The organism is Desulfobacterales bacterium, from assembly GCA_034003325.1.
Classification (GTDB): Bacteria; Desulfobacterota; Desulfobacteria; order Desulfobacterales; family JAFDDL01; genus JAVEYW01.
In genome coordinates this window covers 134,538-150,682 of record JAVEYW010000004.1, presented here as the reverse complement: position 1 = coordinate 150,682, position 16,145 = coordinate 134,538, and the positions used below count along the sequence as shown (strand labels likewise).

General features: G+C 53.2%; 14 protein-coding genes. 12 read left to right on the top strand and 2 right to left on the bottom strand.

From position 1 onward, the window contains the following. Window positions 1-87 precede the first annotated feature (87 nt). The 10 genes from RBT11_05660 to aroC all read left to right on the top strand — a co-directional run bounded on the left by RBT11_05660 (window position 88) and on the right by aroC (window position 11,348). On the top strand, window positions 88-801 hold the full coding sequence (locus RBT11_05660) for an ABC transporter ATP-binding protein (GenBank protein MDX9786236.1): 714 nt from the start codon (window positions 88-90) through the stop codon (window positions 799-801). Further along, on the top strand, window positions 794-1,603 hold the full coding sequence (locus RBT11_05655; protein ID MDX9786235.1) for an ABC transporter permease: 810 nt from the start codon (window positions 794-796) through the stop codon (window positions 1,601-1,603). Before RBT11_05660 ends, RBT11_05655 begins: the two co-directional genes overlap by 8 nt. A gap of 104 nt (window positions 1,604-1,707) precedes the next feature. Then, the gene (locus RBT11_05650) at window positions 1,708-2,538 is read left to right on the top strand and encodes a nitroreductase family protein (protein ID MDX9786234.1); all 831 of its coding nucleotides are present in this window, start codon (window positions 1,708-1,710) and stop codon (window positions 2,536-2,538) included. 12 nt (window positions 2,539-2,550) lie between these two features. Continuing rightward, window positions 2,551-4,008: an MFS transporter gene (locus RBT11_05645; GenBank protein ID MDX9786233.1), complete on the top strand. Its 1,458-nt coding sequence runs from the start codon at window positions 2,551-2,553 to the stop codon at window positions 4,006-4,008. Window positions 4,009-4,040: 32 nt separating this feature from the next. Further along, a complete protein-coding gene (gene manA / locus RBT11_05640; GenBank protein ID MDX9786232.1) occupies window positions 4,041-5,246 on the top strand; it encodes a mannose-6-phosphate isomerase, class I in 1,206 nt (401 codons plus the stop codon). Between the two features lie 324 nt (window positions 5,247-5,570). Further along, window positions 5,571-6,368 (top strand): 2-amino-3,7-dideoxy-D-threo-hept-6-ulosonate synthase, encoded by a 798-nt coding sequence (locus RBT11_05635; protein MDX9786231.1) that lies wholly within the window; start codon window positions 5,571-5,573, stop codon window positions 6,366-6,368. A 310-nt stretch (window positions 6,369-6,678) separates the two neighbouring features. Then, a complete protein-coding gene (locus RBT11_05630) occupies window positions 6,679-7,671 on the top strand; it encodes a 3-dehydroquinate synthase II (protein ID MDX9786230.1) in 993 nt (330 codons plus the stop codon). Between the two features lie 9 nt (window positions 7,672-7,680). Continuing rightward, the gene (gene pheA / locus RBT11_05625) at window positions 7,681-8,814 is read left to right on the top strand and encodes a prephenate dehydratase (GenBank protein MDX9786229.1); all 1,134 of its coding nucleotides are present in this window, start codon (window positions 7,681-7,683) and stop codon (window positions 8,812-8,814) included. Between the two features lie 36 nt (window positions 8,815-8,850). Beyond that, a complete protein-coding gene (gene aroA, locus RBT11_05620) occupies window positions 8,851-10,116 on the top strand; it encodes a 3-phosphoshikimate 1-carboxyvinyltransferase (protein MDX9786228.1) in 1,266 nt (421 codons plus the stop codon). Window positions 10,117-10,256: 140 nt separating this feature from the next. After that, a complete protein-coding gene (gene aroC, locus RBT11_05615) occupies window positions 10,257-11,348 on the top strand; it encodes a chorismate synthase (protein ID MDX9786227.1) in 1,092 nt (363 codons plus the stop codon). Window positions 11,349-11,410: 62 nt separating this feature from the next. On the opposite strand, the gene RBT11_05610 is transcribed toward aroC, so the two are convergent. After that, complete coding sequence (locus tag RBT11_05610; GenBank protein MDX9786226.1) at window positions 11,411-13,636, bottom strand: acetate--CoA ligase family protein; 2,226 nt, start codon at window positions 13,634-13,636, stop codon at window positions 11,411-11,413. 16 nt (window positions 13,637-13,652) lie between these two features. Next, the gene (locus tag RBT11_05605) at window positions 13,653-14,417 is read right to left on the bottom strand and encodes an enoyl-CoA hydratase/isomerase family protein (protein MDX9786225.1); all 765 of its coding nucleotides are present in this window, start codon (window positions 14,415-14,417) and stop codon (window positions 13,653-13,655) included. A gap of 607 nt (window positions 14,418-15,024) precedes the next feature. On the opposite strand from RBT11_05605, the gene RBT11_05600 reads away from it, so the two are divergent. Continuing rightward, window positions 15,025-15,336 (top strand): helix-hairpin-helix domain-containing protein, encoded by a 312-nt coding sequence (locus RBT11_05600; protein MDX9786224.1) that lies wholly within the window; start codon window positions 15,025-15,027, stop codon window positions 15,334-15,336. Window positions 15,337-15,881: 545 nt separating this feature from the next. Next, window positions 15,882-16,142, top strand: a complete 261-nt coding sequence (locus RBT11_05595) for a hypothetical protein (GenBank protein ID MDX9786223.1) — start codon at window positions 15,882-15,884, stop codon at window positions 16,140-16,142. Window positions 16,143-16,145: the final 3 nt, after the last annotated feature.

Sequence of the window (16,145 nt, the reverse complement as noted above, 5' to 3'; positions counted from 1 at the left end):
AAGGCTGACCCGAAAACATCTTTTCATTTAAGTATTTGTTGCGATAAGCCGGGTGCGCGGCCGAAACTATTTGATAGCCGAACTCATATGATCCTACTTGATTCCGTTACAAAAAAATTTGGCGCCGTTACCGCAGTCGATCATGTTTCATATGCGGTCAAAAAGGGAGAGTCCTTCGCCCTGCTCGGGCCCAACGGTGCCGGAAAAACAACCATTGTCCGAATGCTTCTCGGATTTATCAACCCTTCCGCAGGCAGGATTACCATCAACGGACGTCCTGCAGTGGACCCGGAATCCCGAAAACCTATCGGCTATGTCGCAGAACAGCACATGATGCCGCCATATCTTTCCGGCGTTGAATATCTCTTGCGGCATGCGTCTTTAATCGGGCTTTCCAGGCAAGACGCCGGAAAGGAAGTTGAGCGCGTTCTCGAGATCATTTCCATGAAGGGGCAGGAAAAGAAAAAAGCCGCGGCCTACTCGAGGGGCATGAAACAGCGCATCGGTTTGGGGGCCGCCCTGCTGGGGAAACCGGAATTGCTGATACTCGATGAGCCCATCTCCGGGCTCGATCCGATCGGCATTCGCGATTTTCGAAAAATTCTTGAAACCCTTCACGACAAAGGGATGACGGTGATGTTAAATTCCCATTTGCTCTCGGAGGTGGAAAAAACATGTGAAACGGCGGCGATCATGTACAAAGGGAAAATCCTCGTCAAAAACACCATTCACGCCATCGTGAAAGATCACGAGACACTCGAGGATGTTTTTTTTCGATTCGTAGAGCATGAAAATGAATAATGTCCTCAAAATTACCGGCTATACCATGCGGGACCAGATGCGGCATAAAAGCGTATATGTCCTTCTGGGGCTTTCCATTCTATTCATATGGATGATCCGTGGATGTTATGACGGCGGATATGCGGTGAATGGAAAAATGCTGGATAACGCGACCGTTGCCTGGCATGTTTCAAAAATTGTTTTTCATCTGATTGCCGTTGGCATGTTTCTGATGGCGGCCATGCTTTCCATGAAGATATTCAGCCGGGATCAGGAGGATGGCAGTATGGTGTTATTTCTTTCCCGGCCGGTTCATAGATGGCAATATGTCCTTGGCCGGGTTGCCGGCACCTGGACACTTTGCCTGGCGTTCATGTTCCTTCTTCACTTAACGATCTATTTGACGGTATGGACCAAAACGGGGACCCTTATTTCGGGATACTTGATCGCTTCATTGGTCTGTTCGATCAACCTTCTTTTCGTGATTGCCTGCGTCTGTTTTTTGTCTCTTTTTATGCCGGACGTTATCAGCGCCTTGTTTACGTTGGCAATTTTGTTCATCGGGTTTATTTCAGATGGCGGGTATCAGATTATCACGAGTGATATCGTAAGATCCGCTGCCCCATCGCTGAGCCCTTCGGAACCCGGGGTGTGGCGGATGTTATACCCCAAGGTGTTTATGGTGCAGGCCTATGCGGATGCCCTCATCAGCAAAAGCGAATTCCATAATATGGGGCCTTTTCATCCCCTGCTAAATCTTTTCTTTTTTATTCTTCTGATCATGGCGTTATTGTTGGGCCGATTTAATCAAAAAGAGATTTGATTCGCTACCTGCGAACGCTTTGATTGACATCAAGGGGAAAATAGTCGAAACACGGATTCGAAAAGAGTTTCCCGATAACGACGATTGTATTTTGGAGGAAAAACATGGCGCTGTTGACCATAAATGAGAAGACCTGCAATAAGGACGGCCTTTGTGCGGCGGTATGCCCGATGGGCATCATTGAGTTTTCGCAGGGCGAGCTGCCGTCACCATCCGTTGATGCCGAAGACCTGTGCATTGGTTGCGGCCATTGCGTGGCGGTGTGCCCCACGGCCAGCATGTCCCATCGAAAGATGGCAGCGCAGCAGTGCCCGCCCGTTCAACCCGAGTTGAAGCTGACGCCGACGCATTGCGAGCACTTTCTGCGGAGCCGGCGATCCATTCGGGTGTACAAAGACAAACCGGTGCCCCGAAATGAAATGACGCGGCTTATTGAGATGGCAAGTCATGCGCCCTCGGGACATAATTCCCAATGCCCCCAGTGGCGGGTGATCGACAGCCCGGCGCAAAATAAAAAGCTGGCGCAACTGGTTATCGACTGGATGCGGGGAATCATTGAAAAACATTCACAGATGGCCGCGGACATGCAGTTACCCCATGTCATTCGCCGCTGGGAAGCCGGCACCGATGTGATTCTGCGCGGTGCGCCCGTGGTGGTCGTGGCCCATGCTGATAAAACGAACCGGATGGCGCCGGCTGCTTGCACGATTGCCTTATCTTATATGGAACTGGCGGCCGTGTCCATGGGGTTGGGCGCTTGCTGGGCCGGGTATTTCTGGGCGGCGTCTCTCGGCTTTGCGCCCTTGGCAAAAGCCCTTGGCCTTCCCGAGGGTCACCAGTGTTTCGGCGCATTGATGGTGGGATACCCGATGGTTGCTTATAAACGGCTGCCGCTGCGCAATCCGCCTGTTATTTCCTGGTTGAATGAAAGCTGATCCCCTTGTGTGATGATGACGAATAAGGCATTTTCTTCCATTCCCGCCGGCGGTGGAAGACGCAACAAAAAATGGACCATTTTTTTCCTGGTCGCTACAGCCGTTTTTATGTCCACACTGGACAGCAGCATTGTCAATGTTGCCCTGCCGGTGGTGATGAAGGATTTTAAAGCGCCTTTGCCGACGATTCAATGGGTGGTAATGGCCTATCTCTTGACGGTATCATCGTTATTGCTGAGTTTCGGCAAACTGAGCGACATCAAAGGCCGGCGCTGGGTCTATTGCCGGGGGTTTTTTATCTTTACGATCGGTTCCATATGCTGCGGGTTGGCAACGGGGCCCGCCTGGCTTATTTCGGCGCGGATTATTCAGGCGATCGGCGCGGCCATGCTCATGGCCTGTTCTCCGGCCCTGGTGGTGGATGCCTTTCCCGCAGGGGAGCGGGGCAGGGCCTTGGGGCTGGTCGGAATGGTCGTTGCCGCTGGACTTACCTCCGGGCCGGCTCTCGGCGGTATTCTTCTTAACTTTTTTTCGTGGCGTGTTATTTTTTATATCAATATTCCCATCGGACTGTTTGCCGTCATTCGTGCCGCGCGCTTGTTAAAAGGCGGGCCGGGGGACTCGGGCCGTAAGGAGGCTTTTGACTGGCGGGGATCAGCGTTGCTGGCCGCGGGTTTTTGTTCCTTTATAGTGCTGGTAACGCATGGCGGTCAATGGGGCGCCTTTTCCCGGAATAGCCTTTTGGCGGGGAGTCTGTCGGTGTTGTGCGCCGTGCTGGCGGTGCGGACGGCACAGCGAGCGGAAAACCCGGTGTTTCAGTTGGAGCTGTTACGAGAGCGGCTTTTCATTTTTCCGGTGTTGTCTTTGTTGTTTCTGTTTGCGGCGCTTTTTACGGTGGTGTTTCTCATGCCGTTTTATCTGGTGCATCCGGCCGGGGTTTCCATTCAACGGGTCGGGTACATGATGATGACGCCGTTTGTCTTTCTTTTTTTTATCAGCCCGATTTCCGGCGCGTTGTCCGACCGCATCGGATCCAGGTGGTTGTGCACGTTCGGGATAATGGTGCTCGCCGCAGCTTTATTTTTGTTGTCCGGACTGGCGGCGGATGCATCCGCCTTTTCCATTGCCTGGCGATTGGCGCTGGCCGGAATCGGTACGGCCATATTTATTTCGCCGAACTCCGCTATGGCCATGAGCGCCGTCGGGTCCGATCAGCGGGGTGTGGCATCCGGTACCATCGCAACGGCGCGAAATTTGGGGATGGTCATGGGCGTAGCGTTGGCTGGTCTTATTTTTAATTCGGTTTTCAGCAAGTTAAGCGGGGGGCACTCCCTGGCCGCCTATGGTCCGGATCTGCAGGCGCCTTTTATGGCCGCTTTTCGACAGGCGATGGTGGCCGGCGGGTTTGTGGCGGGCGTGGGGGCGGTGGTGGCATTTTTATCCGGTCCTGAAAGTACGGTGCGGGAATAATCCGGCGAAGCCGGATGGGATAAGAGATTATCATGAACTCGATTTGCATCCTTGAAAATCCGATTCAGGAATATGCCTGGGGCTCCCGGACGGCTATTGCGGACTTGTTGGGGAAATCGCCATCCCAAACTCCTCAGGCAGAGCTTTGGATGGGCGCGCATTCAAAATCCCCCTCGCTGGTTCCATATAAGGGACGGAAAATCCCCCTCACGGACCTGATTGACAGGTATCCGGTAGAGATTTTAGGCGCTTACGCGGCAACGAAATTTAACGGAAAACTGCCCTATCTATTCAAGGTGCTTGCCGCGGCCGAGCCGCTTTCCATTCAGGCGCATCCCAACGCGGCGCAGGCGATTTCCGGCTTTGACAGGGAAAACCGGATGGGCATTGCGCTAACCGCGCCGGAGAGAAATTACAGAGACACAAACCACAAACCGGAATGCATTTGCGCGTTAACCCCCTTTTGGGCGTTAAGAGGGTTTCGCAGAATGGCCGATATGCTATTCCATTTGCGGCGGATATGTCCAAAGACGCTGGGCGCCGATTTGGCCCTGCTCGATCGGACTCGAAATCCGGCGGGATTGAAGCGGTTTTTTGAAACGCTGATGACACTAAATGAAACCAAAAAACAGCGGGTTATTTCCGAGGCGGTTTTCAATGCGCAACCGCTGGGTGCGACGGCGCCCTGTTATCAGTGGATAATAACACTTCATCGGGCTTATTCGTCGGATATCGGTATCTTGTCCCCCGTGATGTTGAACCTGGTGTGTCTGAAGCCCGGAGAGGCCATGTTTCTGGAAGCGGGGGAGCTGCACGCCTATCTGGAGGGGCTTGGAATGGAACTGATGGCCAACTCGGACAATGTGCTTCGGGGTGGATTAACCCCCAAGCATGTGAATGTGCCGGAACTCTTACAGGTGCTGAATTTTGAAGAAAGAGAGATCGATATTCTGTCACCGAAGGAAATTCGGCCCTGTGAGCGCCGCTATCCGTGTCCGGCTGAGGAATTTGCGCTCTCCGTCATCATCCTTTCCGGTGGCGCTGATTATAAAAGTGAATCAACGAGAGGGGTTGAGATTCTCTTTTGTACGGAAGGGCAGGCGCACATGACGAATGCCGGAAAAAACGAATCCCTGACCGTCAAAAGAGGAATGGCGCTGCTTGTGCCGGCTGCCGTATTCGCCTATACGCTGAAAGGCGACGCGACCCTCTACAAGGCGACGGTACCTACGGCATGATAAAAATAGTCTCTCCGGAAAAAAGTGCTTGACAATTATAAGTCAACTTTATAGGAAAGCAGACACTGATTCAACAATCGCTCAAAAAAAGAACTATTTTATAAGATTATGATACCCATGCACCGACCGGCAGCCGATTTTTACTTTTATTTTTGGTGTTTTTATTTTTTCGGTAGAGGTTTGCCCGGGGTGCGCTGATGTAACTTAAATAAGCAAAAAAAGCCGCGGGCGGATCGAACGCCGCGGCTTTTAAGTTTTTTAAAAGGCCGCGGAGAAGAAAATGCTCCCCGGCCTTTTTTGCTGGACGCCAACAGGAGGCACCGAATGACGAACATTGGAAAAAAAGTCAGATTAGAGCGGATTCTCAACAGAAACACGCGTAGAACGGTCATTGTCCCCATGGACCATGGGACGACGGTAGGCCCGATTCCCGGAATCATCAACATGAAAGAGGCGATCGGCAAAGTGGCCGATGGCGGTGCGAACGCGATTGTGGAGCACAAGGGGCTTGTGGACAAGGGGCATCGCATGTCCGGCAAGGATATCGGCCTGATTATCCATATGTCCGCTTCTACCAGCCTCTCACCGTACCCGAATGCCAAAACACTGGTCTGTACGGTGGAGGAAGCGATTAAGCTGGGTGCGGATGCGGTCTCCATTCATGTGAACCTCGGGAATGGGGATGAAAAGGAGATGCTCCGGGATTTCGGAACGGTCAGCCGGGAGGCAAGGATCTGGGGCATGCCGCTGTTGGCCATGGTATACCCCCGGGGCGAGAAAATTAAGGACGAATATGACGTTTCGGTGATCAAACATGCCGCGCGGGTCGGCGATGAAATGGGGGCTGATATTGTCAAGGTTTCCTACACGGGATCCCCTGAGTCTTTTCGGGAGGTCGTCGAGGGCTGCTCCATACCGGTTGTCATTGCGGGTGGCGCGAAAATGAATTCAGACCGGGAAATTATCGAGATGGTCCGAGGGTCTATCGATGCCGGCGGCGCAGGGGTTTCCATCGGCCGGAATATTTTCCAGCATTCGGATCCCACGCGCATGGTCATGGCGATCTCCGCGGTGGTGCATGGGAATGCGAGCGTGGATGAGGCGCTGAAGATACTGGGGTGAAATTCAACCCCAACGAGCCAGTTTCAAAACGCCCCATTTCGGCCGATCTCTGCGTTGCGCTCAAATTTCAATCCTCAAAATACTTAATGTATTCCTCCGGTTGAAATTTTCGCGCGTCTTGACCTCGACCGAACTGAAACGTTTTGAAAATGGCTCCAACTATTTGAAATTCTTTAGGACCATTAAGCGTCTCATCCGCAGATGCCGCAGATTACCCGGATATATTATGGATCTGCGGAATCTGCGTCATCTGCGGATAAGTATACACTATCGTCCGGCGAAGCCGGCTCAGGAGAGGATAAAACCTATCATGAAAAAGATATGGGTGAAGGTGGATCCGTGGAATAAGGACATGGTCACCACGGCGCTGGAGGGCGGCGCAGACGGCATTGTGCTGCCGCTGGGGTATTCGGAACAGGTCAAGCAACTCGGGAAAATTGAGACCATAGCCGAAGACGGCGATCTGAAGATCGGAAAGGACGTTGTTTTTTTCACCATCCGCAGCGGAGAAGACGAAGATGAAATCGTCAAGCTCTGCCAGCATTCAAAAGTGGTGCTCACCTGCACGGATTGGACGATTATTCCGCTTGAAAACCTGATCGCCAAAGGGGCGCAGGTGATTGCCGAGGTCTGCGATCTGGCCGAAGCGCAAACGGCCTTCGGTATTCTGGAAAAAGGCGTCAGCCAGGTGATGATTCATCCGGCCGACCCGATCACGCTAAAAAAGGCGCTTTCCGTTCTCAAATCCACCGAAGAAGAAACCTGCCTGGAGATCGCCGAGATTACGCAGATCAAGCCCCTGGGAATGGGGGACCGCGTATGCGTCGATACCTGCACGGCCATGACCGTCGGGCAGGGCATGCTGGTCGGAAATGCCAGTAACGCCCTTTTCCTGGTTCATTCGGAGAGTGTGTCGAATCCGTATGTCGCGCCGCGTCCGTTTCGCGTGAATGCGGGGCCGGTGCACGCCTATACGCGGGTGCCGGGAGGAAAGACCCGCTATTTATCGGAACTTTGTGCCGGCGACCAGGTCCTGTTGGTCGATTACCGGGGCAAAACCACCGTCGGTATCGTGGGTCGTCTCAAGATAGAAAAGCGGCCGCTGATGCTGGTTCGCGCCAAAATCGGGAATGAGGAAATTACCACCATTCTTCAAAACGCGGAGACCATCCGGTTGACCACGCCCGAGGGTAACCCCGTTTCCATCGTCAGTTTATCCCCGGGAGACAAGGTGTTGGCGGTGACCGAGACCTGCGGGCGTCACTTCGGTATGAAAATCGATGAAACCATCACGGAAAAATAAAGATTTTTAATGATGAGCGAAGACAACAGCACCGAAGCATCGAGTCGGGCCGGCAGTCCTGGTGAGGCGGATATTCACAGCCTTCGTGAACGAATTGACGCCATTGATGAAAAAATCCTTTTCCTGATCAACGAGCGGCTCAATCTTGCCAAGGGAATCGGTGAGTTAAAAGGCCGCCGCAATAGACAAGTCCTTGACAGCGCCCGGGAAAGCGAAATTATCAACCGGCTTTTCAAATTGAACGAAGGGCCGATTCCCAATAAGGCGCTGCAACTTATTTTTGCGGAAATTTTCGGCACCTCGAGAGAAATTCAGCAACCCCAGATCGTGTCTTATCTGGGGCCTGAAGCAACCTACACCCATCTGGCGGCCCGCCGGTTTTTCGGCCGTGCGGCAACCTTTATGCCGCGAGCGAGCATTCGGGACGTCTTTGAGGCCGTGGAAAAAGAACAGTGCCATTTCGGGGTGGTTCCCGTGGAAAACTCCATCGAAGGGGCAGTCAATTATACCCTGGATCTGTTTTATGAGTCGGAGCTGAAAATATGTGCGGAAAAGTACCTGACCATTTCTCACGATCTACTGTCTGCGGCCGGATCATTGGAAAAGGTCACGGTCATTTACTCTCATCCCCAGGCCCTTGCCCAGTGCCGTAAATGGCTGCAAAAATATCTGCCCGGCGTGACCATGCAGGAATGCCGAAGCACGGCCGAGGCCGCTCAAAAGGCGCTTTCCGAAAAGGGCGCGGCCGCCATTGCCAGCAGCGAGGCGGCCCAGTTGTACAATCTTCAGGTCATGGCCTCGAAAATCGAGGATTTTTCGCGCAATATCACGCGATTTTTGCTGATCGGCAAAACCGGCGCGCGGCCGACCGGAAAGGACAAGACCTCTCTGATGTTTGTAACCGCCCACGCCCCAGGTGCCTTGTATAAGGCGCTGACCCCCATCGCCGAGGCCGGTCTCAATATGGTGAAACTGGAATCCCGCCCAAGTCCGCACGAAAACTGGAGCTACTGCTTTTTTCTGGATGTGGAGGGTCATATGGAGTCGGCCGAAGTGAAAGAGACCGTAGACATCATGCGCAACCACTGCCTTTTTATGAAATATCTGGGCTCCTACCCGCAGGCGCCGGCGGAAAAGGACTGACCCGACCCCAAAAACCCCATAACCCCGGTGAGATCCATGAAATCTATTGAAACCCAACCGGTACGAGAAAACAGTGACATTTGCGTGCCGGGATCCAAAAGCTTTACCCATCGCATTTTGATTGCATCGGCGTTGTCGGACGGCCTCTGCCGGGTGAACAACCCGCTGAAAAGCGAAGATACTATGCTGACCTTAAGCGGGTTGCGGCAAATGGGCATACGGATGGACATTGCGCCGAATGAAATTACCGTCCACGGCCGATCCGGAAACCTCGAGCCTGTCGCTGGCCCGATTCATTTAGGCAATTCCGGCACCTCCCTTCGATTGTTGACCGGTATTTGCGCCCTGGGAAAAGGCCCCTATGTTCTGGACGGCACGCAGCGCATGCGCGAGCGCCCGATTCAGGATCTGGTGGACGGGCTGACCCAGATCGGCGTGCAGGCCCATTCGATTGAAAAAAACGGCTGCCCGCCGGTTTATGTCAAAGGCGATCGGATCAAGGGCGGCGAGGTTCAATTGAAATGCGGCATCAGCAGTCAATTCTTATCTTCCATGCTGCTTCTCGCGCCGTACACGGCCGAAGGGCTGAATATTCACATTATTGAGGGCCCGGTGTCCAAGCCGTACGTGGACATGACCCTGGAAGTCATGACGCAGCTGGGTGTCCCGGTGGACCGGGACGGGTATACGCGCTTTCGAGTGGCCGGCGGACAGACCTATCGATCCGGCACCTATGCCGTGGAACCCGACTGCTCGCAGGCGAGCTATTTCTGGGGGGCTGCCGCGATTTGCGGTAAATCCGTAAAAGTAAACGGCACGAGCCGGCGTACCCGGCAAGGGGATGTGCGATTTATCGATGTGCTGGCGGCCATGGGGTGCCATGTGTTGGAAGAATCGGACGGCATTTGCATCACCGGCCATGATCTAACCGGCGTGGATGTGGATATGTCCGATATGCCGGATGTCGTGCCGACCCTTGCCGTGGTGGCCGCCTTTGCCAAAGGAACCACGACGATTCGCAATGTGGCGCACTTAAAGGCAAAGGAAAGCGACCGGCTCGGCGCCGTTGTGACGGAACTCAATCGCATGGGCATTGATGCGGATTGCACGGATTCGGGCATGACCATCGTGGGTGGCAGTCCGAAAGGCGCCGAAATAGAGACTTATGAGGATCACCGCATTGCGATGAGTTTCGCCATGGCCGGCTTGAAAGTGCCGGGGATCATAATCAAGAACGAAGGGTGTGTGGGAAAATCTTTTCCTGATTTCTGGGATGTGCTTGAGACTCTCTATAAAAGTTAACCCCCACCCCCAGTCCGCGCTGGTTCGAGCACGAAAAGAACAACGATGCGGTACTTCGTGCACGTAAACGTACACGCGCACATTTACGTTTACGTACACGAGTTACCCCGCGCGTCGATCGCGGGTGAAAGGAAATGAGTATGGCCGGCAGCACGTTTGGCACGCTGTTTAGAATAACGACCTGGGGGGAGTCTCACGGAAAAGCCGTCGGCGTTGTGGTGGACGGCTGCCCGCCCCATCTGCCGTTGAGCGAAGAGACCATTCAACGGATGCTGGACCGGCGGCGTCCCGGGCGCTCCGCCGCCAGCACCCCTCGAAAAGAACCCGACCAGGCCATAATTCTGTCCGGTGTTTTTAACGGCGTTACCACGGGCACCCCCATTCTGATCATGGTGCATAACAAAGACGCCAGATCCAGTGCCTATGAAGAGATGGCCGATATTTACCGGCCTGGTCACGGGGATTTTACCTACCAGGCGAAATACGGCATTCGGGACTGGCGGGGCGGCGGCCGGGCGTCCGCCCGCGAGACCGTCGGCCGGGTGGCGGCAGGAGCCGTTTCCAATGTGCTTCTGGCGCAAGAAACCATCACCGTATCAGCCTGTACGATTGAGCTGGGCGGCATTCGGGCCGCGCGACGGGACTTGGAAGAGGTGGATAAAAACGAATTCGGCTGCCCGGATAGGTCGGTGGTGCCCGAGATGGCCCAGCGGGTTGCGGACGTGAAGAAAAAGGGGGATTCGATCGGCGGGGTAGTGGAGATTCGGGTCAAGGGGATGCCGTCCGGCTTAGGGGAACCTGTATTTGATAAATTGGACGCGGCTTTGGCCGGCGCTTTAATGGGCATCGGCGCGGTAAAAGGGGTCGAGATCGGCGCCGGATTTAACGCCGCTGGCATGCTGGGATCTGAAAACAATGACCCGATAACGCCCGAGGGGTTTGCCACGAATCATGCCGGCGGCATTCTCGCGGGAATTTCCAATGGGGATGACATCATCGCGCGGGTGGCGGTCAAACCGATTCCCTCCATTCAAATAGAGCAACATACCATCGACCGGTCGAATCACCCCAAAACGCTGAGTATCAAAGGCCGCCACGACATTTCGGCCATTCCCAGAATCAACGTCGTCTGTGAAGCCATGGTCAGCCTGGTGCTGGCGGATCATTTGCTGCGGCAAAGGGCGTTGGGGCAGGGGCCTTCAGGTTCATGCATGAAACAGACTCATTATTAACGTTGAGGCACCTTAAGGGGGCGCTTCTTGGTTCAACCATGCACGTTAGAGGGACTGCCGGTTTAATGGCATTCCCAACCGGTTATTTTTTTCAAGATAATCCGCACATCCACAATACTCAGTCCCTTTTCATGCAGGATAACGGGGTTTAAATCCATTTCCTGTATTTCCGGATAGCTTTCGACGACTTCGGAGCAGGTCAACAGCAAATCCTCCAGCGCCTTTTTGTCATAGGGCGCCTGCCCGCGGGCGCCATTGAGAATGGGAAAAGATTTTGTATCCTCGATCATTTTTTTGGCGGATCTTCTGGAAATCGGCACGACCCGAAAGGAAACATCTTTCAGAATTTCCACCATGATGCCGCCCAAGCCGTACATGATGACAGGCCCGAACTGGTCATCGATTTTGGTGCCGATAATCACTTCCAGTCCCGCGCTGGCCATGGGAGAGATGGAGACGCCTCGAATATCCGCATGGGGTGCGTATTGCCGGGCATGTTCCATGATGCTTTTAAAGGCATCCCGAATTTCTTTTTCCGTCCGTATATTCAGGCGAACGCCTTTGGCGTCGCTCTTGTGCAAAATGTCCGGCGAGATGATTTTCATGGCAACAGCGCTGTCTATGTGTTTTGCGATATTCACGGCTTCGTCGGCGGTTTTGGCCAGAAAGGAACGGCAATGAAGCTTGTCGGCATGACGCGATGCCTTCGCGTTTCGGCCGTTTGGCGTCAGGCTTTTATCCAGGGCTATGGGCGCGCCGTGGAGTGCCAAAAGCTGTTTTCCCTCAATTTCCAGCAGCAGGCCGTTGCCGCGTTGCCTGGCTTCCTCAATCAGGCTGACGCCCTGGGGTTTTCTTTTGGCGTCGGGATTCAGAATGAAATTGGTTTTGGCATGATAGCTTCTCAGGTATTCACCGTATTGGCCCAATACGCCGATGCATTTGCAGGCGATGTCCAGAGAGTCATACACCGGAATATTATAATAGCGAAGTAAATGCAGCGAGTGCGGTTTTTCAAAGGTATACAGGCTATGGACGATAATGGGCTTCTCCTGTTTTTTAACAATTTTTCCCATCTGGTGCGCCGCATCTTCTTCCTGAAGAGACAGGGTTTCTGAAAAGCGAATGCCGTAACCGCCGAATAGACCGGCAATTAAAAGGCCGCCCACTTGGGGATCTTTCATGATGATTTTGGCGCACTCGGCCATCAGGGCGGGTTCCGCATCCGTGCCGCCGGCCACATCCACCGGATTTCGCACTGCGGCTCCGGCCGGAAGAATCTTTCTGAGCTTCGCTTGTGTTTTTTCATTTAATTCCGGAATGTGCATGCCCAGATCGGTTAACAGATCGGCGGCAATCGTGGCGTGTCCGCCGCCGTCTGCCAGAATGGCGACGCTGTTGTTGCGAATGGGCGGCAGGCTGGAAAGCGTTTCCGCGGCCGGGAAGAGTTCATCGGAATTTTCAATGACCACAATTCCGGCCCGCCTGAAAGCAGTGTTTGAAACTTCCGAAATACCGGCCAGTGCGCCGGTATGCGATCCGGCGGACTGTTTTCCCTTGGACGACCGGCCGCTTTTGAGTAAAATAATGGGCTTATCGATGGTTGTTTTATAGGCTTGGATCAAAAACTCCCGGCCCTGGTGCATCCCCTCAACATACATAACGATGGCCCGGGTGCCCGGATCCTGCCTGAAAAATTCCAGATACTCATGAAATCGAATATCCGCCTCATTGCCGACGCCGACATAATAGGAATACCCCTTCAGGCTTTTGATTTTGGCCTCTGTGATTAGGCTCAAGGCCATATTCCCGCTTTGAGACAGCAGCGCGATGTCGCCGCTTCGGGTACCCTTGAGCCCCACCAGATTGAGGTTCGTCTTTAAGTTCATCATACCGGAGGTGTTGGGGCCGATCAGTCGCACCTTGTGCTGCCGCGCGCTCTCGATAATTTGATTTTCGAGCTGCACCCCTTCTTCGCCCGTCTCCCTGAATCCACCCGCAATGATCACGGCTCCGGCGATGCCTTTTTGGCCGCAGGCCTTTAGCAACTCCGGAACGGTGTGGGCCGGTGTGGTAATCAATGCGATATCGACAACGCCCGGAATGGCGGCAAGATCCGGATAGCAGGTAAGGCCCAATACGCGCTTTTCCTTTGGGTTGACCGGATAAATACTTCCCTCATACTTTTCATCAAGAAGGGTTTTGATTGCCTGATACCCGCGTTTGGTTACCACTTTAGAGGCGCCCACAATCGCCACGGACTCAGCATTCAATATTCTTCTTAAATCCATGTGTCCTCCAGTCCGGTTATCTTTTTCTATCTTCGAAGCTGATGAGCGATGCGACGCGCTCCTGCGTGGAAACACATGCCAGGCAAGCCTCGACTTCAAAATTCATGAGCGTTTCCAGACTTGCCTCGCCGCTCGCCATTAACAACCCTTTTTTAATCATTTTAATTGAAAAGGCCGAGTTTTGGGCAATTTTTGCCGCCATCGCCAGGGATTCAGGCAGTAATTTCTCCGGCGGCACCGCCTTGTTGACAAGGCCGATGCGGGCCGCCTCTTCGCCGCTGATATTTTCCGCGGTAAACAACAACTCCCGTGCTTTCGCCGGGCCCACCAACTCCTGAAGCAGGCGCATGGCGCCGCCGGTTACCGAAGAGGTTACCTTGGCTTCCGGTGAGCCGATCTGCGCGTTCAGTGCCGCCAGGCGAATATCGCATGCCAGCGCCAGCTCATACCCGGAGCCCAAGGCATACCCGTTTATGGCGGCAATGGTCGGTTTTTCGAACCGAATCAGCTTTCGGGAGGTTTCCTGCAAGGTTTCAAGATAGGCTCTGTAGTCTTCCGGGCGTCTTGTTTTGGATTCCTTTAAATCGGCGCCTGTGGAAAAGGCTCTGCCCGCGCCGGTCAGGACCAGGGCGTTTATGCCGGTGTCGGCTTCAACGTCAGGCAACGCGGATGCAAGCTCCTTCCACATCTGCCGGTTCATGGCGTTTAGCACCTCGGGCCGGTTGAGGGTAATGATGGCGACCCCGGCATGTTTTTCCAGGATAATGCACTCATGGATCATGCTGCCCTCTCTTTCTCTGATCGGGTCGAGTGACCCTCATATTGATTTCAAGCGCTCGAAACGCGCGGTAAGGGCCAAAGCGCTTCGGCCATGCTTTCCTGAATGTGCGGGTGAAAAACCGCTCAAGTAGGGCGTTTTCGGTATGGCCTTTGCCCGTAAAAAATGAACCCGCCTGAATGACACGGTGTTGAATGCTTGCATGGCAGTTTTTATTTTGGGCAGTATAACAAAAAAGATATAAAAAAGCGAGGATGGGATGAAAGGATATCAGGGGAACCGCCTTTGGCGCAGACATCATCAACGCGGTTTCTCCGAATAAAAAAAGGGCTTGACAATTCATAAGGAGATTAATAAACGAGAAAAACTTTTATCGCTTGCACAAACGGCATCGATCCCTCGATCCTGTGGCCTCGTTGTCCGGAACGGCCCTGCTACCGCAATATCCGTGTGACGGCTCGTCGCACACCGCACGCTTCAAAAATGTCTCATTTTGCTGCTTTCCCCACTGAGAATCACAAGGAAAATGATTGTGTTGCTGCTGGAAAAGGCCACCTCGTGCTTACTGATAGTGGAAGCTTATGCTGTTCAAAAAAAGGAGAAATTAAACATGATGAAAAAAACCGCTCTGTCTGTTGTCATGGTGCTGTCTATGGTGATGTTTCTTTCCATGAATGTTGCTGCCGAACCCGACACGAACGCTTCAAACGGGAAAATCGATATCAACTCGGCATCCGCCGAGGAGCTTACCTACCTGAACGGTGTCGGTAAAGTGATTGCTGAAAAAATTGTCGCCCATCGCACCGCCAACGGGCCGTTTCAAACGCCCGCCGATATCATGAAGGTCAAGGGCATCGGCAATGCCATGTATGAAAAGAACAAGGAAATGATTACCGTGGGTTCTCTTCCCACCAAGAAATGATCCCATCGGGGAATAGGTCGTTTATTGGGGTTTGATGGAAAGAGGGGTGGCCTTTTTCCGGAAAATCTTCCATCTCGCTTGTGGTTCCTTCAACGAACGATGTAACTGAACTGCGCCGTGCACCTAATCCGGCAAAGCCGGATGCTGGGATGCTGGAATGCTGGGATGCATAAACACCATCTTTCACCTTCGACGAATATAGACGCAAAGGCGTGCATGTTTCTGGTAAAGGGTCTAATTCCCTGCTAACACAATATGTTGCGATTTTATTGCCCTTGACACCCAATAGCATTTCCGATAGTATTCAGCCGAAATTCCGACGTTTAATTAATATTTACCATAAAAACCGAATGGTTATCACTCGGTTTCCGTTAAAGCTCACCCAGGCTTTTTAGCAAGCGTTCGGGTTGGCAGCAATGCATAGTTCAGCGGGTTGATTCCATTGGGTATTTTTTTGTCCAGACCGGAACCCACCATGCGGAGCTATCTTCACGTTACCTCTCCGCCCGCCTCGTGGACGCTAACCGATCCCCGGTGATGTCAGCATGTTTTATCGGTTGGATCCATGCACAACGCGCATTGTTGGAAAAGGTCGTTGGCCGCCCAGCCGTCAAGCTTCCGGCTTTGCCGGATTAGGAAAAAGATTCATGCCGGTTTCTTCATACGATGAAAAATATCTCGCTTTATTAAAAGACGTTGTTTTGTCGCTTGTTGATAAGGAGACCGTAATGGTGTTTCTGTTCGGTTCCCGTCTTTCTGAAAATCATAGCCTGATGAGAGGGTTCGTAACTCAAATAGATTCATGACGA